Below are 20,282 nucleotides of genomic sequence, written 5' to 3' on the forward strand. Positions count from 1 at the left end.
TAGAACTCCGCGTAGGGCGGATAAGCCGAAGGCGCATCCGCCGTTACCCAAACCAAGTACTACTCTCGAAGTACCGAATAAATCGCTACGCACTCTCACCGACCAACCGACGCGGTAACCAGAGGGCGATTATCGCCGCCAGGGCCAAAAAGGCGGCTGAGATCCACAGGCAGGCAATCAGCCCCGCGACCTGATACACCCAACCGGAGAGCACCGTGCCCACGAGACGACCCATCGCATTGGCCATATAGTAAAAACCGACATCCAACGAGACCCCGTCCTCCTTGGCATAGCTGACAATCAGATAACTGTGCAGGGAAGANTTCACCGCAAACAGCACNCCAAAAATCANCAACCCCACCACCAGACTNACACCNGGCGCAATACCCTGCCACAACGCCAGCGCAATCANCACCGGNATGACCGTCANAACCGCCGCCCAACCAAATGCGGTACGTCCATCCGGCAAACCCCGCCCGGAGCGNCCCGTGATTTTCGGAGCGACNGACTGCACCGCGCCATAGCCAATCACCCAAAGCGCCAGAAAGCCCCCCACCTGCCAGTGGTCCCAGTCGAACTGGCTGGCCAGAAACACCGGCANCGCCACCACGAACCAGACATCCCGGGCGCCAAATAAAAACAGGCGGGCGGCGGACAGCACATTGACCGCNCGGCTTTTGGANNANACNTCNGANAANTTGGGNTTGCTNTTGGCCCGGCCCAGATCCTTNTTCAGAAAAATCAGGCTGATGATCCAGACCACNNANAGCGCAGCGGCCATGGCGCCGACGGCGCCGGCAAANCCCACGNCCATCAACAGCGCGCCCCCCAAAAAGAAGCCCGCACCTTTCAGCGCATTTTTNGAGCCGGTCAGCACCGCGATCCATTTATANAGGGCNCCNCCCTGCCCGTCCGGCACNANCAANTTGATGGAGCTNTTGGCGCTCATTTTNTTCAGGTCCTTGGCCACACCCGAAAGNGCCTGCGCCGCCATCACCCANGGCACCGTGAGCATGGCGGCCGGCACCANCAGCATGGACAGCGCNACNACCTGCAACACCAGCCCCAGATTCATGGTNCGGTTCAGGCCCAGGCGGGCACCGAGCCAGCCGCCCACGAGATTGGTGATCACCCCGAAAATCTCATAGAACAGGAACAGCATGGCNATGGCCAGCGGGCTNTAACCGAGNTGGTGAAAATGCAGNACCACCAANATNCGCAGNGCGCCATCGGTCAGGGTGAAGGCCCAATAATTGGCNGTNATCAGCAGGTACTGACGAATGGCCGGNGACANGTGTGCCAACATGGTCAACCCGNNTGATCCGCGAGGCCGACCTTGCGCGCCAGTTCCGCNGTGCGGTTGGCGTAGCCCCACTCGTTGTCGTACCAGGCGTAGATTTTTACCTGGGTGCCGTCGATNACCANNGTCGACAGGGCATCGATGATGCTGGAGCGCGGNTCGGTTTTGTAGTCCACCGACACCAGCGGTCGCTCNTCATAGCCNAGAATGCCCGGCATTTCCTCCTCGGCNGCACGNTTCAGCAGNTGATTGACCTGAGCNGCATCGGTGGCNTTTTCCACNTCAAANACACAGTCGGTCAGCGACGCATTGGCCAGGGGAACNCGCACNGCGTGGCCATTGAGCCGCCCTTTCAGNTCNGGGAAAATCTCCGTAATCGCCTTGGCCGATCCGGTGGTGGTGGGAATCAGGCTCATGCTGCTGGCCCGGGCNCGACGNAGATCCTTGTGAGGCTGATCGAGAATGCTCTGGGTGTTGGTGATATCGTGCAGCGTGGTCATGGAGCCGTGCTTGATGCCCAGCGCCCGATGAATCACTTTGACCACCGGTGCCAGACAGTTGGTGGTACAGGACGCCGCAGTGACAATGCGATGGCGGTCCGCGTCGTACTGATCGTCATTCACNCCCATCACCACATTGAGGATGTCATCGGCTTTCACCGGCGCGGTGACCACCACGCGCTTCACCCCCTGATCCAGATAGGCCTGGAGCAGCTCCCGATCCCGCATTTTGCCCGAGGCTTCAATGACCACATCGCANCCGGACCANTCNGTGTCGCCAATGGCCCGGTTATGAGTGACTGCCACCCGCTGCTCACCAATGGCAATGGCTTGTCCGTCCACCCGCGCTTCGTGAGTCCAGCGACCGTGTACCGANTCAAANTTCANCAGGTGNGCCAGTNTNTCCNCGTCNCCNGNNGGGTCNTTNATCTGTGACAAANTCNACNTNNGGCCANTCCCANCCGGCCCGCAACGCCAGGCGNCCCATACGGCCAAAGCCATTAATGCCAATTTTAATCGTCATAACACGCTCCTATTATCAAACCTTGAACCAGTGACGGGTCCGATTCGCAAATGCCACCAGAGACAACATGACCGGCACCTCCACCAGAACACCGACGACGGTGGCCAATGCCGCACCGGATTGCATTCCAAACAGGGAGATGGCCACGGCCACCGCCAACTCAAAAAAGTTCGAGGTCCCGATCATGCAGGCCGGGGCGGCCACATCGTGGGGCAAGCGCAGCCTGTGCGCCATCCAATAGGCCAACATGAAAATGCCGTACGACTGAATCAGTAACGGTATGGCAATCAGAACAATCGCCAGAGGGTTATCGATGATTTCCGGCGCCTGCAGACCGAACAGCAGGACCACTGTCGCCAGCAGNCCGAGAATGGACGCCGGTTTGACCCTGTGCAGAAATTCATTGAGNGCTGGCTCGCCGCCGCGGGCCAATAGCCAACGACGAGTGACCGCACCGGCGATCAACGGCAGCACCACGTAAAGAACAACAGACAATACCAGTGTCTGCCAGGGCACAGTGATATCGGTCATGCCCAGCAAAAACGCGGCCAGCGGCGCAAACGCAAACANCAGTACCAGATCGTTGATGGAGACCTGCACCAGCGTGTAGTTGGGATCACCCTTGGTCAGCTGACTCCAGACAAACACCATGGCGGTGCATGGCGCCACCCCCAGCAGGATCATCCCCGCGATGTATTCCGTGGCGGTCTGCGGGTCAACCCAACCGGCAAAAAACACGCGAAAAAATAACCAGCCCAGCGCCGCCATGGTAAAGGGTTTGATCAACCAGTTGACCACCAGGGTNAGAAACAGGCCCCGGGGGCGCTTACCCACATCTTTGATGGAGGTTAAGTCNACCNGCACCATCATCGGGTAGATCATCAACCAGATGAAAACCGCCACGACCAGGTTGACCTGGGCATACTGCCAACCGGACAGCATTTGGAACGCTGCCGGGAACACCAGACCCAGCGCAACACCGACCCCGATGGCCAGAGCAACCCAAACCGATAAATACCGCTCAAACAATCCCACTAGTCTGCTCCACTGTAATCATCAAACCTGATTGGATAAGGGCCTCTGGTAAGCCCGGTGCCCCTGCTGCTCAGCAAGTCCCATTTGGTCTAACGGCTGTCGGCACACAGACTTCCGGGTGACCCGCGCAGCAATCCCGGACCAGGAACTGAATGACGTCGTTCATATGCTGGATATTGGCGCGATAGATAATGGACCGGCTATGTCGCTCAGAAACAACCCAGCCCGCCCGGGCCAATGTGGCAAGGTGTGTGGACATGGTGTTGTGAGGTACCCCCAACTGACGGGCGATCTCACCAGCGGCCAGTCCCTCGGGTTCGTGGCGGACCAGCAGACGATACGCCGCCAGACGGGTTTCCTGAGAAAGGGCGGCAAAGCTCGGAATAGCGTCTTTAATTTCCATATGTCGAAACATATCGACACATTGGTAAAAGGTCAACCTCTTTATCAGATTGACTCAGCCAGACACAAAAAACCGACTGACCTTTCGGCCAGCCGGTGGATCGGCGCGTTCTTCTGGAATCGGCTTAGTTCGGGTAGTGCAGCACCGCCACGTAGCGCATTTTTTCCGGTTTGCCACTGACCATGCCGGGCAGGAAGCGAGAAGCCTCAAGGGCTTTTTCCACCGCCCGGGCATCGCGCCGGTGCTCACTGTGGCTCTCCAGGCTGCGCGCCGAGATCACCCGACCGCTGTCGTTCACCCAGGCCAATACCCGGGTCAACTCGCCTTCATCGCTGAAGAAGGGCTGGCCCTGGCTCCAGTCGTTTTTACGGTACAGGGAGTACCAGTTCCGGTCGTCCAGCCGCTCCTGCGGGGCGCTGTACTGATAGCCGAAATCGCCCTGCATGTGCCCCAGGTTGGGCAGCAGCATGACCGGAGGCTGGCCTTCCAGGTCGGCATAGACCACCCGGAACACCATCCGTACCGGCACCGGCTCACCATCGACCGTGGCGGCGGAGAAACGCCGGGTCGCCATGGCCTCTTCCACCTGATCGCGCAGGTCGGTGAAACCGTCACGCTCATAGCAGGACACATTGCGGGTCAGACCATCGGTACCCACATCCGCCTGACAGTAGACGGAGGCCACCGGTGTATTGGCGGTCAAGGCTGGAGGCGCCACAGCGGCCTCCAGGTAGCGGAGTGTATCTTCACCAAAGCCCGCAGGCTGATATTGTTCGGCCGCGACACTGCCCACTGAACCCAGGCCCAGCGCGACCAGGGCGCTGACTACGACTTTTTTCATGCTCTTATCCTCTTTCATTGGCACTGAGGGGGTTTGTTGGATGACGGACGGCGCAAATCCGGCTATAAACCCTTTATCCCATGCCCAAAGAGTAGCATTGCGCTTAGCAGAGTTATGTTAATTTATTATGACAGTTTCGGCTTTTTATAGAAAAAAGCCGCTCAAAAGAGCGGCCCAAGCAGCAGAAAAGTATCCGGAACACCGTCAGAAGCGGTACTGGACACTCAGACTGAGATCCTGACCCCGCTCCTGGTTGTAGATCTCCACATCCTGCGTGCTGCCGTCGGAGGCGGTATTGGTCCGCTCGATCACCAGGTTCTCGTCCAGCAGGTTCTTGACTTTCAGCTTCACGGTGAAGTTGTCACTGGGGTAGAAAGAGTAGGTGAAATCCAGCGAGTGGAACGGTTGCTCGAAGCTGTCCGGCGCCCCGTTGCGACCTGCGAAGAACAGGCGCTCGCTGAAGGAGTTGTAGGACAGCGTGGCCGAGTGCATGCCATCGGATGAGTCGTAACCCAGAATCAGGTTGCTGACCACATCGGAGGCGCCCTGAAGCGGGCGAATCGGGTTGGTGGGTGCATCGGCATTGTTGCCGGCCACCAGCTCCTGATCCATGAAGGTGAAGTTACCTTGCACAAAGAAGGGATCCAGCACCGCCGCCATATCGCCCAGGCTCTTCAGGAACTCGACTTCCAGCCCGTACAGCTCCGCGCTGTCGCCGTTGTGGATCTCTGCCCGGATATTGTCATCCGTAGCGGCCCCTTCAAACTGCTCGATGGGGTTCACAATGTCCTTGTAGAACATGGACAGGGTGAAGTTGTCCCCACCGGAGAAGAACCACTCGGCGCGCAGGTCGAAGTTATCGATCTGGGAAGGCACCACGTCCGGATTGCCGTTGACCACAATGTCGGTGATCGGATCAAAGTAACTGGAACCGGAGATTTCCCTCAGGTCCGGACGCACGGTGGTTTCACCAAAGCTGGCCCGCAGCTGGAAGTCTTCCGCCCAGAAGTCCTGGGTCATCCAGGTCAGCGCCACCGAGTTGTACACATCGTCCTCGGTGTAAGTCACTTCCTGGAAGTAGTCGGCCACGACCTGCGGGTCGGGGCTTTCCATGCCCGGGAACTGACTGCCGTCATAGTTGACCGGGTTCCACGGCAGGTTCACCTGTTGATAATCTTCCCAGCGACTACCAATCACCAGACGCCAGGTGTAATCCCAGGTCATGTCCAGCTGGCCGAAGGCCGCGTTCACCTTATTGGCCGCCACATAGCTGTTGGCATTGCCGGAGTTGTTGGTGACCTGGAAGCCATTGGCCGGATCGAGCAGGTTGTCGTCCGCCAGGATGCTACTCAGGTCCTGAGTGAACAGTGGATCGCTGTTCCCGAGCGTGGTGCTGCCCAGATAGAACTCATACTGCTCGTAGGTGCGGGACTTCTGCCAGTAATCCATCCCCCCGGACAGGGCAAACTCCCAGTTACCCAGGGTGGCCGGCATTGTTATAGTGAAGCCGTTGCTGTCGACGTAGTCGCGCAGATCCGAGTAGCGATAACTCGCAGCAGTATTGTTGGCGCCGCTGAACGCCGACGACTGAACCTCACCGGTCTGTGGATCGGTTACCGTCAGGCTCAACGCATTGACTTCATTCGGCAGGTCCGTGGACGCCTCGCTGTCCGAAATATACCAGTCGAAGCTCAGGCCACGCAGGAAGTCCAGGCTGTCACTGAGGCCCAGTGCATCCAGCGTATCCCAACCCAGCTCGTGCTCCCCGTGCACCTGATGCACTTCCAGCTCACGCTGCTCGTAGCGCAGCTCGGTGTTGCGGAAACCCTGTCCATCGGACAGCAGACGGTTGGCGTTGAAGTAATCACGCACCGACACTTCGTCGTCGGTGTTGCGCAACCAGATACTGGTGGTTTCAATGGAGTTTTCCGCGTTCAGACGAAGCCCAAAACTCAGGTTGCCGGAAATATCCACCGAGTTGACGGTCTCATCCTCGGTGACCACCTGGTTCTCAGGGTCCTGAAAGCGGCGCTGGACCACTTCGCGATTGCGCCAGCTGCTGTCATAAGCCGCACCGGCCAGAAAGCCGAACTCCATGTCATTGGGCAGGTAATAATTGTTACCCAGATTGATCTCGGCTTCGATATCCGGCTCGCCGGAGGTTTCCCGAGGGCTGATGTCCCGATTGAGACCGGCGGCCAATTGACGGTTGATCGCCGCGGCGTCCTCAATAGAATCCAGACGGGCAACCGTATTGATATTGTTGATGGAGACATCACCGCGGTACTGATCCAGAGCCGCACTCAACTGAGGCGACAGCGCCCGGGCGCCATCATCGGAACCCCAGCGATCATCCTCACCACCGGTGTAGGTCAGAAAATCCGAGGAAGCGGTGTTGGTGCCGGTACCCAGCTCAATGTTGAACAGAATATCGTCCGGAATACTGGTGGTACGGATGTCGACACTACCACCACCAAAGGCGGCAGGCTTGTCCGCTGACGGCACTTTCTGGATTGCCAGAGAATCCACAATGGAGGTCGGAATGATGTCCAGCGGCAGCACGTTGCGTGACAGGTCCGGGGACGGCACCATGGCGCCGTTGAGCGTGGTGTTGGAGTAGCGCTCACCCAGCCCGCGCACAAAGACAAACTTGCCATCCACCAGGGTGACCCCGGGAACGCGTGTCAACGCCAGCGCGACGGTTGAGTCGCCAATCCGGCTGATCTGATCCGCGCCAAGCAGGTCAGTCGCCACCGCCGCTTCCTGACGCTCCACGGCCAGACTTTCCGCGCCGCTCATCAGGCGGCCGCCGGTCACCAGCAACTCTTCCATGACCGGCGGTGCCATCACCGGCGGCTGGGTCGGTGCACTGTCATCGTCCTGGGCCACGGCCGAGGCACTGATCAAAGCGCTGAGCAGACTGACGCTGAAGCCGGCACGAGCGAGGTGAGTTGAAAATTGTTTGCTGTTCATCTGAACTGCCCTATCTAGTGAAGCTGTAGAGAGCCGCCTAGTAGAAAGGGCGCCGTAAGGCGCCCTTTCGTTACGGCAATCGTGTGTTGACTCGTTGCAGTCGGGGCTTATTCAGCCGCTTCGAACCACAGCGGCTGGGCACGATTGTCCGGGTGCAGGCCGTAAGTCCATCCCGCGGTCCAGTCGTTGTCAGCGGTCACGCCACCGACAAAGTCTGCATCTACCGGAGTCACCTGAGTGGCGTTACCGTTGACCACCATGTCGCCCAGCGGCAGGGAGTAGAAACCATCCAGGATGGCCAGATTGACATCGACGTCGTCAGCGGTCGGGTCTTCACCGTCAGCCGCGGTCTGCATCACGTCGTTGTTGGCTTCGAGGAAGGCACGAGTGGTGGTGCTGTCCGGCAGCGGGCCGCCGTTGGTCAGGGTGGCACAGGCGATGATGGACTCTTCTATCACCAGGTCACCGTCCTGAGCCGCCTGCAGACCTTCAGCCGATTCGATGCGAACACAGTAGTTATCGTCCGCCTGGTCACCCATGTAAGCGGTGGTCAGGATGGAGTTGCGGATGGTCGGGAAGTGCGCTTCCCGGATGCGCCAGCCGTGGCCATCAGCATGAGTACCCGCCGCATTCGGAGAGACGATACAGGTCAGGTTATTGATGGTAGCGCGAGAGTTCAGGCCGCGAGCCACGAAATCGTCGATAGTGGCCTGATCCTGGCTGCTGTAGCTGCCGATACCGTCGGACTCGATGCAGTGATCGCCATCGGTCTCGCCCTGAATCACCAATGCGTTGTTGATGGTGCCGACATAGGCTTCGTCGATATCGATGGAGTCATCGCGGACATACAGACCCACGTAGTTGTTGATATCAACCGCGCCACCGAAGAACTCGATACCGTCGTCGTAGGTTGAGTAAACCTGCAGGAAGTTCACCTCGGTACCGGAACCGACCGCGTTGAAAGAAATGCCGTTCAGGTCGTTACCCGGAGCCACCTGGGCACCAGTGTGCTTGACCATGAAGTACTCCAGGGAGCCGGAGCTGTCTTCATTGTTGTCACCACCGTAGTAAGTCTGGCCAGCGCCGGCCTTACCTTCAGCGGCGATATGGCAATCGGAGGTCGCCAGATCGCCATCCATCATGGTGCCGGTGTAGGCACACTTGTTGGTGATACCGAAACCATTGATGATCATGCCGCCCCACTGCTGGACATCTTCGGGTCCTACGGTACCTTCGATATCGGAGGTAGAAGTCACCACAACCGGCTCTTCCACAGTGCCTTCAGCAAAGATCTGGGAACCGCGATTGACCACAAAGTAATCATCGTTGGAGCGGAAGGCCAGAATGGTGCCCGCTTCCAGGCGCAATACAGAGCCGTCACCACCCTGGGCAATGCCAGCCGCTTCCATGTCAGCGTCGTTGTCGTAGCCCTGACCGATCATCAGGCTGTCGTTGAAGATGTGGGCGCCGTCATTGGACAGGTCGCCAAAAACCAGCTCTTCAGAACCGGTGTAGGGCTTGCTCAGGCTGACAAAATCGGTGCCGTATACGCAGTTGGGCGCATCGTATGAGCCCTGGAAGGTCTCGCCGTCTTGTTCATAGGAGGCACAGGGGTTATCTACGGTTTCGCCACCTCCACCACCACTGGTGTTATTGTTGCTGTTATCGCCAACTGAGTTGTCGACACTGGACTGGTTGCGGGCATCGATCTCGATATCGCCGCCGCCACAAGCCGCCAGCACTGCAGTCAAAGCGGTTACGCTAACAAGGGTCGTGATTTTCATAGGTTGAGCACTCCTGATGGATCGCTTTTTTTGAAAACGGGGACTACCGGCCTCGACCCATAGTCCATGTCTGGTCGGAGAAAGCCTTGCAAGCAACTCGGCTCATCTCGTCGTGTGGCGCCTATGTTCAACAAGTTTTATGAATCTTGGGCGACAGTTTTGTGAAGGTTTTGTGACGAGCACCGGAGGGGAGGCACCGATGGGCCGGTTGACGGTAGGCGCCGGAATTCTTGACAGCCACCCCCTCCCTGCCTAGGATGCCTTTCCTTTATCAGCAACAGAGCCCAAGCCCCATGCTGCCTTTCCACCAGGTTGTTGCGGACGATTTCGAAGCCGTTAACCAGCGCATCATCGAACAGCTCCACTCCGATGTAGAGCTGGTCGAGAATATTGGTCACTACCTTATTGAAGCCGGGGGCAAGCGATTGCGCCCGCTGATGGTGCTGCTCACTTGCCGGGCACTGGACTATAGAGGACAGGACAATCTGGACCTGGCGGCGATCATCGAGTTCATCCACACCGCCACCCTGCTCCACGACGATGTGGTCGACACTTCGGAGCGCCGGCGCGGGCGCATTACCGCCAACGCCCAGTGGGGTAACGCCCCGGCGGTGCTGGTGGGGGACTTCCTGTATTCCCGGGCATTTCAGATGATGGTGGCCATTGGCAGTATGGACATCATGTCGGTGCTGTCGGAAACCACTAACCGTATCGCGGAGGGCGAGGTCCAGCAGTTGGTCAACGCCAAGGACCCCGCCGTCACGGAGAGCAATTACTTCTCAGTGATCGACAAAAAGACGGCCATCCTGTTTGCCTCAGCCTGCGAAGTGGCAGCGGTTCTCAGCGAGGCAGCCCCCGACCAGCGCCAGGCGCTGAGGGCCTACGGCCACCACGTCGGTATGGCCTTTCAGCTGGTAGACGATGCGCTCGACTATCAGGGAGACGCCGAGGCCCTGGGCAAGAACGTCGGTGACGACCTGGCGGAGGGTAAACCCACCCTGCCCCTGATTTATGCTATGCAGACGGGAACACCGGACCAGAAGGCGCTGGTGGCAGGTGCGATCCGGGCGGGAGACACCACAAAGCTGCCGGAGATCCTGCGCATCGTCGAGGAAACTGGCGCCATGGAATACACGCTCGAGCGCGCTCGCGCCCAGGTCGCCAGCGCCAGGGCACAGCTGGCGGCCCTGCCAGAGAACGCCTACACCCGGGCCATGGCCGAGGTGGCGGAGTTCGCCCTGGCCCGGACTCACTAGACAAGCTCCCCACAGTCGGTAGAATGGCGACCTTTGCCGCCCTGAATCCACCCGCAACGGTGACCGATGGGCCGATATAGACTGTAACAGAGCCCCTATTATGAACGCCTTTGCCCAAAAGAACGCCTACAGCCGTGACGAACTGCTCGAGTGTGGCCACGGCCGCCTGTTTGGCCCCGGCAACGCCCAGTTGCCCGTGCCCAATATGCTGATGCTCGACCGGATCGCCCATATCAGCGAAACGGGCGGGGAATTCAGCAAAGGCGAAATCATCGCCGAGCTCGATATTTCTCCCGACCTGTGGTTCTTTGACTGCCACTTCCCCGGCGACCCGGTTATGCCCGGCTGTTTGGGCCTGGACGCCATGTGGCAACTGGTGGGTTTTTTCCTGGGCTGGAAGGGCAACCCCGGTAAGGGACGGGCCCTAGGCTGCGGTGAAGTGAAATTTACCGGGCAGATTCTGCCCACCGCCAAAAAAATCACCTATCACATCAACCTGAAGCGGGTCATTGAGCGCAAGCTGATCATGGGCATCGCCGACGGCCGGGTATCCGTCGATGGCAAAGACATCTACTTTGCCAAGGATTTGCGCGTCGGTCTGTTTCAGAACACTGATTCCTTCTAAATCGGGCGGCCGGGCCAGCCCGTGGCGCTGAACTCAGCTTCTGTCGAGCGGTCCAATCCCCGCCCCGACAGAGCGGTTTGTATGGCATAATGGCGCCCACTGCTTCCGCTACAAACAGAGATAAGAGGTAGCCTATGAAACGCGTTGTAGTTACCGGCATGGGCATTGTGTCCTGCTTAGGTAATGATATTGCCACCGTACTCGAGGCATTACGCGCAGGCCGTTCCGGCATCAAATTTCAGGACAGCTATGCCGAGATGGGTTTCCGCAGCCAAGTGGCGGGCTCCATCGACATTGACCTGAAAGAGTGCATTGATCGCAAAGTGCTTCGCTTCATGGGCGATGCGGCGGCCTTTGCCTATATTTCCATGGATCAGGCCATTGCTGACGCCGGCCTCGATGAGTCGCTGGTGTCAAACGAGCGCACCGGTATCATCATGGGCTCTGGCGGCGCCTCCTCCAAGAACCTGGTGGAAGCAGCTGACGTACTGCGGGAGAAAGGCCTGAAGCGGGTCGGCCCCTACCGGGTCACCCAGACCATGGGCAGCACCACCTCGGCCTGCCTGGCCACACCCTTCAAAATCAAGGGGCTGAACTACTCCATCTCCTCCGCCTGCGCCACCAGCGCCCACTGTATTGGTAGCGCCATGGAGCAGATCCAGCTGGGCAAACAGGACATCGTATTTGCCGGTGGTGGTGAGGAAGAGCACTGGACATTGACCAGCCTGTTCGACGCCATGGGCGCCCTGTCCACCAAGTACAACGACCATCCCGAACAAGCATCACGCGCCTATGATGCAGAGCGCGACGGTTTTGTCATTGCCGGTGGTGGTGGTTGCCTGGTACTGGAAGAGTATGAGCATGCCAAGGCTCGCGGCGCAAAGATCTACGCCGAACTGGTTGGCTACGGCGCCAACTCTGACGGTTACGACATGGTGGCCCCTTCCGGTGAAGGCGCCATTCGCTGCATGAAGCAGGCCCTGGCGACCACCGACGGGGACATTGATTACATCAACTCACACGGCACCAGTACGCCGGTGGGCGACCTGGCTGAACTGAAGGCCATTCGCGCCACCTTTACCGACAAGGTGCCGACCATCAGCTCCACCAAATCCCTCACCGGGCATTCTCTGGGTGCCACCGGCGTACAGGAGGCCATCTACAGCCTCCTGATGATGAAGCACGACTTCATCTGTGCCTCGGCGAACATCACCCAGCTGGACCCCGAAGCCGAAGGGCTGCCGATCGCGACCGAGCGTCAGGATGGGGTGACTCTGGAGCGGGTCATGTCCAACAGCTTCGGTTTTGGCGGCACCAATGCCTGCCTGGTGTTCCAGCGCATGGCCGACTGATACGCCAGACCCTGTTCAGATGGACATAAAAAAACGCGGCATCGGCCGCGTTTTTTTATGTCCACCACGTTTTTATGTCCTGACTTCCGGCTGATCAACCCTGGCGCTGGTGCAGCCACTGTTTGACCATAGGTACCAGGTAGGGCTCCCAAGCCCTTGCCTGTACGCCAAAGCCATCCCGCAGGCGCCGCCCACCCAACACCGCGCTGATAGGCTCATCCGGAGGCAAGGACTCCAGCCTCGTCAGCTCGACCCCCTCCGGCATGCTGTCAAGCTGGCCCAGTACGGCAATCACCTTTTCCGCAAAATCCGCTTCGCTGCAGGGCTCGCGACTGGCGTAATGCATGACCCCCCAGTTCTCCGCCCCACAGCTGATCTGTTTGACCACGCCCACGATCACTCGGGCCGCATCGGACAGCGCCGTGGGTGACCCTTTCAGTCGGACATGGACCGGCACCTCCCCCTGACCACTGAAAATCGCGCCAAGAAGGCGGGTCAGGCGGTTGTCACCATAGCTGCCAATCATCCAGCTCAGGCGGAGAATCAACCGCTTCGACAGCACCCCGGTCACCGCCTGCTCGGCCGCCAACCAGGCGCGCCCGGCGTCACTTTGGGGCATGGGTTCGTCTTTTTCGGCATGACTGCTTTTGTTATCCCCGCCAAAGACCTGATAGCTGGACAGCTGGATCATGGGCAGGCGCTGCTCCTCGCAAACCTGAGCCAGGATGGCGGCGGCCCGGGGGATCAGGGAGCAGTGAGCGCTATCGGGCCGATCGGCCCAACCCAGGGTGTTGATCACCAGCCTGGGGCGCTGATGCTCGATCCAGGCGCGAACCTCCCCGATATCGGTCCAGTTCAGTCGGGCCGACTCGGGCATGATCAGCGCAAAGGGTTCGCGCTCAAGCTCGTGCTCGAGCGCTTTGCCCAGGGCATGGGAGGCGTCAGTCAACAGCAGTTTCAAACGCGGCAACTCACCTGGACGTGGCTTTAGAACGGAATGTCATCATCAAAGCTGTCAAAGCCGCCGGCTGGCTGCTGAGGCTGCCCGCCGCCCCGTGGCGCGTTCTGCTGCCCACCCTGAGCGGGCGCATTCTGGGGGCCGCCGTAATTGCCGCCACCTTGTGGCGCGGAGTAATCGTCCGACGGGCCGGACTGATTGCCATAACCGCCACCGCCGCCATAATTGCTGTTGTCACCACCACGGCCGTCGAGCATCTGCATCTCATTGGCGACAATTTCAGTGGTGTAGCGGTCCTGACCGTCCTGCCCCTGCCACTTGCGGGTACGCAAGGAGCCTTCGATGTAGACTTTGCTGCCCTTTTTCAGATACTCGCCCGCAATCTCGGCCAGACGGTTGAAAAAGACCACCCGGTGCCACTCGGTGCGCTCCTGTGGCTGGCCGGTCTGCTTGTCTTTCCACTGGTCACTGGTGGCCAAATTGACGTTGGTCACCGCCCCACCGGAGGGCATGTAGCGGGTTTCCGGGTCGGCACCCAGGTTCCCGATCAGAATGACTTTGTTGATTCCCCGAGCCATGATGTTCTCCTGTTCGTAAACTGTCTTAAATGGCCGTCAGGATACACCAGCGGCCCTTGGCTGTCAGTCGGTGAATGGGTTCACCGGGCCAACACACACTGTTCGGCGATGGAGGACAGCCGCTTGCGGTCCACCACCCGGGGGTCCACCTTGAGGTAAGCGGTCCCCTCGCTTTCCACGACCACCACTTCGGCCACGCCGGGCACGGCGTATAGCTCTTCACTGAACCGGTCGCTGACCTTGCCTTTGAGCGGAATCAGAACGCTGGCCAGGTAACGGGGCGGGCGCATGCCCACGGCGGCCAGCCACCAGAGCAACACCAGCGTTACGGCCACCGCCGATACCGCCGGCAACCCTCCCACCTGAAACACCCAACCGCCCAGGGCACCGCCGGCAAAGGCGCCGAAAAATTGGCAGCTGGCATAAATACTGGTGGCGGTGCCCTTCCCCCCCGCTGGCGCAATCTTGCTGACCAGTGAGGGAAGGCTGGCTTCCAGCAGGTTGAACGCCATAAAGAACACAAACAGAATGGCCAACACGGCGAATAACGAGCTGACCCAGGGCTGTGCCGCCAGCGCGAGTCCCAACAGGGCAATGGCGCCGAGAAACACCGGCTTCATCTGCCGACGCTTCTCGGCGATGATGATGAACGGCAGCATGGCCGCAAAGGCGCCCGCCAGCAGCGGCAGATAGACAAACCAGTGATCCCCCCGGGCAATACCGAGGTCCGTTTCCAGACGCTGAGGCATGACCAGAAACAGGGCCATCAGCACAAAGTGCAGCACGAAGATGCCCAGGTTCAGGCGCAGCAACTCGCGATTGGCCAATACCTGTCGGATCAGCTCCGGAACGGCCCCGACTTCGCGCCGCCGGCGCGGCGGTCGCTGAACCGTCGGCACCAGTTGCCAGACGATCCACAATCCGACCAGCCCCAGTGCGGCGGTCAACCAGAACACCGCCGCGAGGCCGCCCCAGTTGGCCAGCAGGGGGCCAATCACCAGCGCCAATGAGAAGGAGACACCAATCGCACCACCGATGGTCGCCATGGCCTTGGTGCGGTTCTCTTCGGCCGTAAGGTCCGCCAACAAGGCCATCACCGCGCCAGCGATGGCACCGCCCCCCTGGAGCAGGCGCCCGAGCACCAGTTCATAAACCGAATCGGCCTGCGCAGCAACCACGCTGCCGAGAGTGAACACTAACAAACCGACGGTGATGACGGGCTTTCGGCCGATGCGGTCGGAGAGGATACCGAAAGGAATCTGGAGCAGTGCCTGACTGAAGCCGTAGGCGCCCAGGGCCAGGCCCAGTAGCAGGGGGGTGGCGTGGCGGTAGTCGTCGCCATAGAGGGTGAGCACCGGCAGGACCATGAACAGCCCGAGCATACGGAAGGCGTACAGCAGTGCCAGGGAGACCACCGTGCGGCGCTCGAAGGGGGCCTGAACAATCGGCAAGGACAGCTCCTGATTCACATGGGTAAATGGGAGGCGAATTCTAACACACTGCACGCCCAAACCCTTTGACCCTAAGCCTTCATCAAGTCCGGCTCAGGGTCGGGTATGCCCCGCTCCAAACCGGGCGTGACTATTACTCACTACAATCCTTTACAACCCGGGTGACCGCCCCTCGGTGGGAATGCGTATAATGGGGGATTTGGTCGTTTCGGGAGACATGATGGATACCATTCTGGTTCGGGGGGCGCGCACCCATAACCTCAAGAATATCGACCTCGACATACCGCGGGACAAACTCGTCGTGATTACCGGCCTGTCCGGCTCGGGTAAGTCCTCACTCGCCTTCGACACCCTGTACGCCGAGGGCCAGAGACGCTATGTGGAATCACTCTCCACCTACGCCCGGCAATTCCTCTCCATGATGGAAAAGCCCGACGTCGACCACGTGGAAGGGTTGAGCCCGGCCATCTCCATCGAACAGAAATCCACCTCCCACAACCCGCGCTCCACCGTGGGCACCATTACCGAGATTTATGACTATCTGCGCCTGCTATTCGCCCGGGTAGGTGAGCCCCGCTGCCCGGTGCACGGTGAGCCATTATCGGCCCAAACCGTCAGCGAAATGGTCGACACGGTGCTCGCCCTGCCCGAGGGCACCAAGCTCATGCTTCTGGCCCCGGTTATCCGGGATCGCAAAGGTGAGCACTTACATATCTTCGAGCAACTGAAGCGCGAAGGGTTTATCCGTGCCCGGGTGGACAGCATTCTGGTGGACCTGGATGACCTGCCCAAGCTGGACAAGAAGAAAAAGCACACCATCGAGGTGGTGGTAGACCGGTTCAAAGTCCGGCCCGACCTGCAGACCCGGCTTGCCGAGTCCTTCGAGACCGCTTTGAACCTGACCGAAGGGTTGGCCGGCATCAGCTTTATGGATGGCGAACAGGATGACCAACTGTTCTCCGCCAAGCATGCCTGCCCAGTCTGCGATTACAGCCTGAGTGAGCTGGAACCGCGCCTGTTCTCGTTCAACAATCCCGCCGGCGCCTGCCCGACCTGCGACGGTCTGGGTGTGAAGCAGTTCTTTGATGAATCCCGGGTGATACAGAACCCCGAAGCATCTCTGGCCGAAGGTGCCATTCGCGGCTGGGACCGGCGCAATATCTACTACTACCACATGCTCGACTCTCTGGCGGAGCACTACGGTTTCGATATCGATACGCCCTGGAAAAAGCTCAAAGCCAAAGACCGGCGGGTGGTGCTATACGGCTCGGACGATGAGGAAATTGACTTCAGTTACATTAACGAGCGCGGCGACCTCTACCAGCGTCGGCACCGGTTTGAGGGTGTCCTGCCCAATATGGAGCGGCGCTATCGGGACACCGAATCCTCGTCGGTTCGCGAGGAGCTGGCCAAGTACATGTCCTCCCAATCCTGCCCCAGCTGCGGCGGCGCACGTCTGCGAGAGGAGGCGCGCAATGTGTTCATCGACGAGCACACCCTGTNCNCNNNNGANCNAGCTGCCNGTCGGGGAGGCCTACGACTACTTCAGCGCCCTCAACTTTCACGGCAGCAAGGCGAGCATTGCGGAGAAAATACTCAAGGAGCTGCGCGACCGGTTCCGNTTTCTGGTGGATGTGGGTCTGAATTACCTGTCTCTGAACCGCAGCGCGGACAGCCTGTCCGGGGGCGAGGCGCAGCGAATCCGCCTCGCGAGTCAGATCGGTGCCGGCCTGGTGGGCGTCATGTACATCCTGGACGAGCCCTCGATCGGGCTGCACCAGCGCGACAATGAGCGCTTACTCCGTACACTGACCCACCTGCGCAATATCGGCAATACGGTGATTGTGGTCGAACACGATGAAGATGCCATACGCCAGGCCGACCATGTGATCGATATCGGCCCTGGCGCCGGCGTTCACGGCGGTCAGGTGATCGCCCAGGGCGACGTCAACGCCATCATGGCCACCGACGGCTCGATTACCGGGGAGTACCTCAGCGGCAAGCGGGAAATCGCTGTGCCAGCGGAGCGTCATCCTGTAGACCCCGACCGGATGTTCCGAATCACCGGCGCCCGGGGTAACAACCTGAAAAACGTCACCCTGGAGCTCCCGGTGGGCCTGATGACCTGTGTCACCGGAGTCTCGGGTTCCGGGAAGTCCACCCTGATCAATGCCACACTTCACCCGCTCGCGGCGACGGAACTCAATGGCGCCACCACGCTCAAGGCGGCGCCCTATGAAACCGTTGAAGGCATGGATCACTTCGATAAATGCGTCGATATTGATCAGAGCCCGATCGGCCGCACCCCACGCTCCAACCCGGCAACCTATACCGGCATTTTTACCCCCATCAGAGAGCTGTTTGCCGGAACCCAGGAAGCCCGCTCACGCGGTTACAAACCGGGACGATTCAGTTTCAACGTCCGCGGTGGCCGCTGCGAAGCCTGCCAGGGCGACGGGGTCACCAAGGTGGAGATGCACTTTCTGCCGGACGTCTATGTGCCCTGCGACGTATGTAAAGGCAAGCGCTATAACCGCGAGACACTGGAGGTGAAATACAAAGGCAAAAGCATTCACGAAGTGCTGGAGCTGACTGTCGAAGAAGCCAGAACCTTCTTCGACCCGGTCCCTGCGATTGCCAATCGGCTGCAGACGCTCATGGACGTGGGACTTTCCTACATTCGGCTGGGCCAGGCGGCGACGACCTTGTCTGGCGGGGAAGCGCAGCGGGTCAAACTCTCCCGCGAGCTCTCAAAACGTGACACCGGCCAGACTCTCTACATTCTCGATGAACCGACGACCGGGCTGCACTTTTACGATATCGAGCAGCTTCTGGCGGTTCTGCACCGGTTACGGGATCACGGCAATACAGTGGTGGTGATTGAACACAATCTCGACGTGATCAAAACCGCTGACTGGCTTATCGACCTGGGGCCGGAAGGCGGCTCGGGTGGAGGCGAGATTATCGCCACCGGCACGCCGGAGGCGGTGGCTGAGCAGCCACAATCCCACACCGGGCGATTCCTCAAACCGATGCTGAATGTGGCGGCAAAGCGCAAAAAAGGGAAAAAGAAAGCCGAGAAAGCCTGAATAAAAGCATTCCCCCCAGATACAAAAAAGCCAGGCATCAGCCTGGCTTTTTTGTATCTGCTTCAATGATGTCCGCAAAAGACATCATCAGCGCGGCGCCGATATTACTCGGCCGAATCCGCTGCCGCTTCTACCGGCTCTTCACCCGCTTCAATCTGGGGGCGATCCACCAGCTCAACATAGGCCATGGGGGCCTTGTCGCCGGCACGGAAGCCACACTTCATGATACGGATATAGCCACCGGGGCGGGACTCATAACGAGGACCCAGCTCCGCGAACAGTTTACCTACCGCTTCTTTATCACGCAGGCGACTGAACGCCAGACGACGGTTGGCAACACTGTCCTTCTTGGCCAAAGTAATCAGCGGCTCGGCTACGCGACGCAGTTCTTTGGCCTTGGGCAAGGTGGTTTTAATCAGCTCGTGCTCAACCAGAGACGCGGTCATATTGCGAAACATGGCTTTGCGATGAGAGCTGTTACGATTCAGTTGACGGCCACTATGACGATGACGCATGACGCTAAACCCTTCACTAACGATCGCTTCACAGCGATCTCGTTAACCGCCGGCCAAACGACCGGCGACGAAACAATGTATTATCAGTCTTCGTTCTTCAAGCTGGCCGGGGGCCAGTTTTCCAAACGCATACCGAGTGACAAACCGCGCGAGGCGAGTACATCTTTGATCTCTGTCAGAGACTTCTTACCCAGGTTCGGGGTCTTCAACAGCTCAACTTCTGTGCGCTGAATCAGATCACCGATATAGTAGATATTCTCTGCCTTCAGGCAGTTCGCAGAGCGAACTGTCAGTTCGAGATCATCAACCGGACGCAGAAGAACAGGATCAATTGCTTCCTCTTTCTCTTCCGGCGTGGACTGCTTCTCAGCCTCCAGGTCGACGAACACGGCCAGCTGCTGTTGCAGGATGGTCGCTGCACGACGAATCGCTTCTTCCGGATCGATGGTACCGTTGGTCTCCAGATCCAGAATCAACTTGTCCAGGTCAGTACGCTGCTCTACACGGGCACTCTCGACCGTATAGGCAAGACGACGGACCGGACTGTAAGTCGCATCCAGCTGCAGGCGACCAATCGCGCGACTTTCGTCCTCGTCGTGACGACGGGCATCAGCCGGCTCGTANCCGCGACCACGAGCCACGGTCAGGCGCATGTTCAGNTCGGTATCACCGGTGATATGGGCAATCACGTGATCGGGGTTNTTCACCTCNATATCGTGATCAACCTGGATATCTCCGGCGGTAACGACACCCGGGCCCTTCTTCTTCAGAGTCAGAACCGCGCGATCCTTACCGTGCATCACAACCGCAACGTTCTTGAGGTTGAGCAGGATTTCAATAACGTCTTCCCGCACACCNTCAATNGCGCTGTACTCGTGCAGCACACCGTCAATCTCGGCTTCAGTAATGGCACAGCCCGCCATGGAGGAGAGCAGAATACGCCGTAGGGCATTGCCCAGAGTGTGACCGAAACCGCGCTCAAGCGGCTCCAACACCACNCGAGCGTGGGTCGNGCTGTTTTCGGTCACATCGATATGACGCGGAGTCAAAAATTCGTTTACTGCAGTCTGCATAGCCACACCTGTTAGCGGTTAGTCCC

Annotated in this window: 14 protein-coding genes and 2 pseudogenes; 4 read left to right on the forward strand and 12 right to left on the reverse strand. The window is 59.2% G+C overall.

What is annotated here, in order from left to right; translation table 11 throughout:
- Window positions 1–85 precede the first annotated feature (85 nt).
- The 7 genes and pseudogenes from arsJ to CMG77_RS06035 form a co-directional block, all read right to left on the reverse strand.
- The gene (gene arsJ / locus CMG77_RS06005; RefSeq protein WP_286903767.1) at window positions 86–1,306 is read right to left on the reverse strand and encodes an organoarsenical effux MFS transporter ArsJ; all 1,221 of its coding nucleotides are present in this window, start codon (window positions 1,304–1,306) and stop codon (window positions 86–88) included.
- Window positions 1,307–1,308: 2 nt separating this feature from the next.
- A pseudogene (locus CMG77_RS06010) lies at window positions 1,309–2,301 on the reverse strand (ArsJ-associated glyceraldehyde-3-phosphate dehydrogenase).
- A gap of 37 nt (window positions 2,302–2,338) precedes the next feature.
- The gene (arsB, locus tag CMG77_RS06015) at window positions 2,339–3,358 is read right to left on the reverse strand and encodes an ACR3 family arsenite efflux transporter (protein ID WP_286903768.1); all 1,020 of its coding nucleotides are present in this window, start codon (window positions 3,356–3,358) and stop codon (window positions 2,339–2,341) included.
- Window positions 3,359–3,428: 70 nt separating this feature from the next.
- Complete coding sequence (locus CMG77_RS06020; RefSeq protein WP_238559289.1) at window positions 3,429–3,773, reverse strand: ArsR/SmtB family transcription factor; 345 nt, start codon at window positions 3,771–3,773, stop codon at window positions 3,429–3,431.
- Window positions 3,774–3,885: 112 nt separating this feature from the next.
- Complete coding sequence (locus CMG77_RS06025) at window positions 3,886–4,602, reverse strand: energy transducer TonB (protein WP_286804494.1); 717 nt, start codon at window positions 4,600–4,602, stop codon at window positions 3,886–3,888.
- Between the two features lie 204 nt (window positions 4,603–4,806).
- Entirely contained in the window at window positions 4,807–7,575 is a 2,769-nt protein-coding gene (locus CMG77_RS06030) for a TonB-dependent receptor domain-containing protein (protein WP_286804493.1), read from the reverse strand.
- A 107-nt stretch (window positions 7,576–7,682) separates the two neighbouring features.
- Complete coding sequence (locus tag CMG77_RS06035; protein WP_123639549.1) at window positions 7,683–9,359, reverse strand: beta-helix domain-containing protein; 1,677 nt, start codon at window positions 9,357–9,359, stop codon at window positions 7,683–7,685.
- Window positions 9,360–9,652: 293 nt separating this feature from the next.
- Between CMG77_RS06035 and CMG77_RS06040 the strand changes: the two genes are divergently transcribed.
- The 3 genes from CMG77_RS06040 (at window position 9,653) to fabB (ending at window position 12,592) form a co-directional block, all read left to right on the forward strand.
- A complete protein-coding gene (locus tag CMG77_RS06040; protein WP_123639550.1) occupies window positions 9,653–10,615 on the forward strand; it encodes a polyprenyl synthetase family protein in 963 nt (320 codons plus the stop codon).
- A gap of 100 nt (window positions 10,616–10,715) precedes the next feature.
- On the forward strand, window positions 10,716–11,240 hold the full coding sequence (gene fabA, locus CMG77_RS06045) for a 3-hydroxyacyl-[acyl-carrier-protein] dehydratase FabA (protein ID WP_024462505.1): 525 nt from the start codon (window positions 10,716–10,718) through the stop codon (window positions 11,238–11,240).
- Between the two features lie 134 nt (window positions 11,241–11,374).
- Window positions 11,375–12,592: a beta-ketoacyl-ACP synthase I gene (gene fabB, locus CMG77_RS06050; RefSeq protein WP_286804492.1), complete on the forward strand. Its 1,218-nt coding sequence runs from the start codon at window positions 11,375–11,377 to the stop codon at window positions 12,590–12,592.
- 94 nt (window positions 12,593–12,686) lie between these two features.
- On the opposite strand, the gene CMG77_RS06055 is transcribed toward fabB, so the two are convergent.
- The 3 genes from CMG77_RS06055 to CMG77_RS06065 all read right to left on the reverse strand — a co-directional run bounded on the left by CMG77_RS06055 (window position 12,687) and on the right by CMG77_RS06065 (window position 15,579).
- The gene (locus tag CMG77_RS06055) at window positions 12,687–13,553 is read right to left on the reverse strand and encodes an SDR family oxidoreductase (protein ID WP_286804491.1); all 867 of its coding nucleotides are present in this window, start codon (window positions 13,551–13,553) and stop codon (window positions 12,687–12,689) included.
- 26 nt (window positions 13,554–13,579) lie between these two features.
- Window positions 13,580–14,128 (reverse strand): single-stranded DNA-binding protein, encoded by a 549-nt coding sequence (gene ssb / locus CMG77_RS06060; RefSeq protein ID WP_024462502.1) that lies wholly within the window; start codon window positions 14,126–14,128, stop codon window positions 13,580–13,582.
- Window positions 14,129–14,208: 80 nt separating this feature from the next.
- The gene (locus tag CMG77_RS06065; RefSeq protein WP_339619451.1) at window positions 14,209–15,579 is read right to left on the reverse strand and encodes an MFS transporter; all 1,371 of its coding nucleotides are present in this window, start codon (window positions 15,577–15,579) and stop codon (window positions 14,209–14,211) included.
- Window positions 15,580–15,799: 220 nt separating this feature from the next.
- On the opposite strand from CMG77_RS06065, the pseudogene uvrA reads away from it, so the two are divergent.
- Window positions 15,800–18,668: pseudogene (gene uvrA / locus CMG77_RS06070) on the forward strand (excinuclease ABC subunit UvrA).
- 104 nt (window positions 18,669–18,772) lie between these two features.
- Here uvrA and rplQ read toward each other — a convergent pair.
- Both rplQ and CMG77_RS06080 read right to left on the reverse strand, forming a co-directional pair.
- Window positions 18,773–19,183 carry a 50S ribosomal protein L17 gene (gene rplQ / locus CMG77_RS06075; RefSeq protein ID WP_123639554.1) on the reverse strand — a complete coding sequence of 137 codons (411 nt, stop codon included), beginning with the start codon at window positions 19,181–19,183 and terminating at the stop codon, window positions 18,773–18,775.
- An 83-nt stretch (window positions 19,184–19,266) separates the two neighbouring features.
- Window positions 19,267–20,256 (reverse strand): DNA-directed RNA polymerase subunit alpha, encoded by a 990-nt coding sequence (locus tag CMG77_RS06080; protein WP_286903769.1) that lies wholly within the window; start codon window positions 20,254–20,256, stop codon window positions 19,267–19,269.
- Between the last annotated feature and the right edge of the window lie 26 nt (window positions 20,257–20,282).

It is taken from the genome of Marinimicrobium sp. (assembly GCF_002695945.1).
In the GTDB taxonomy this organism is placed as follows: domain Bacteria; phylum Pseudomonadota; class Gammaproteobacteria; order Pseudomonadales; family Cellvibrionaceae; genus Marinimicrobium; species Marinimicrobium koreense.

Excerpts from the sequence above, each read along its gene's own strand:
- CMG77_RS06020 (WP_238559289.1), bottom strand. The coding sequence starts at position 3,773 with ATGTTTCGACATATGGAAATTAAAGACGCTATTCCGAGCTTTGCCGCC.
- CMG77_RS06025 (WP_286804494.1), bottom strand. The coding sequence starts at position 4,602 with ATGAAAAAAGTCGTAGTCAGCGCCCTGGTCGCGCTGGGCCTGGGTTCA.
- CMG77_RS06030 (WP_286804493.1), bottom strand. The coding sequence starts at position 7,575 with ATGAACAGCAAACAATTTTCAACTCACCTCGCTCGTGCCGGCTTCAGC.
- CMG77_RS06035 (WP_123639549.1), bottom strand. The coding sequence starts at position 9,359 with ATGAAAATCACGACCCTTGTTAGCGTAACCGCTTTGACTGCAGTGCTG.
- CMG77_RS06040 (WP_123639550.1), top strand. The coding sequence starts at position 9,653 with ATGCTGCCTTTCCACCAGGTTGTTGCGGACGATTTCGAAGCCGTTAAC.
- fabA (WP_024462505.1), top strand. The coding sequence starts at position 10,716 with ATGAACGCCTTTGCCCAAAAGAACGCCTACAGCCGTGACGAACTGCTC.
- fabB (WP_286804492.1), top strand. The coding sequence starts at position 11,375 with ATGAAACGCGTTGTAGTTACCGGCATGGGCATTGTGTCCTGCTTAGGT.
- ssb (WP_024462502.1), bottom strand. The coding sequence starts at position 14,128 with ATGGCTCGGGGAATCAACAAAGTCATTCTGATCGGGAACCTGGGTGCC.
- rplQ (WP_123639554.1), bottom strand. The coding sequence starts at position 19,183 with ATGCGTCATCGTCATAGTGGCCGTCAACTGAATCGTAACAGCTCTCAT.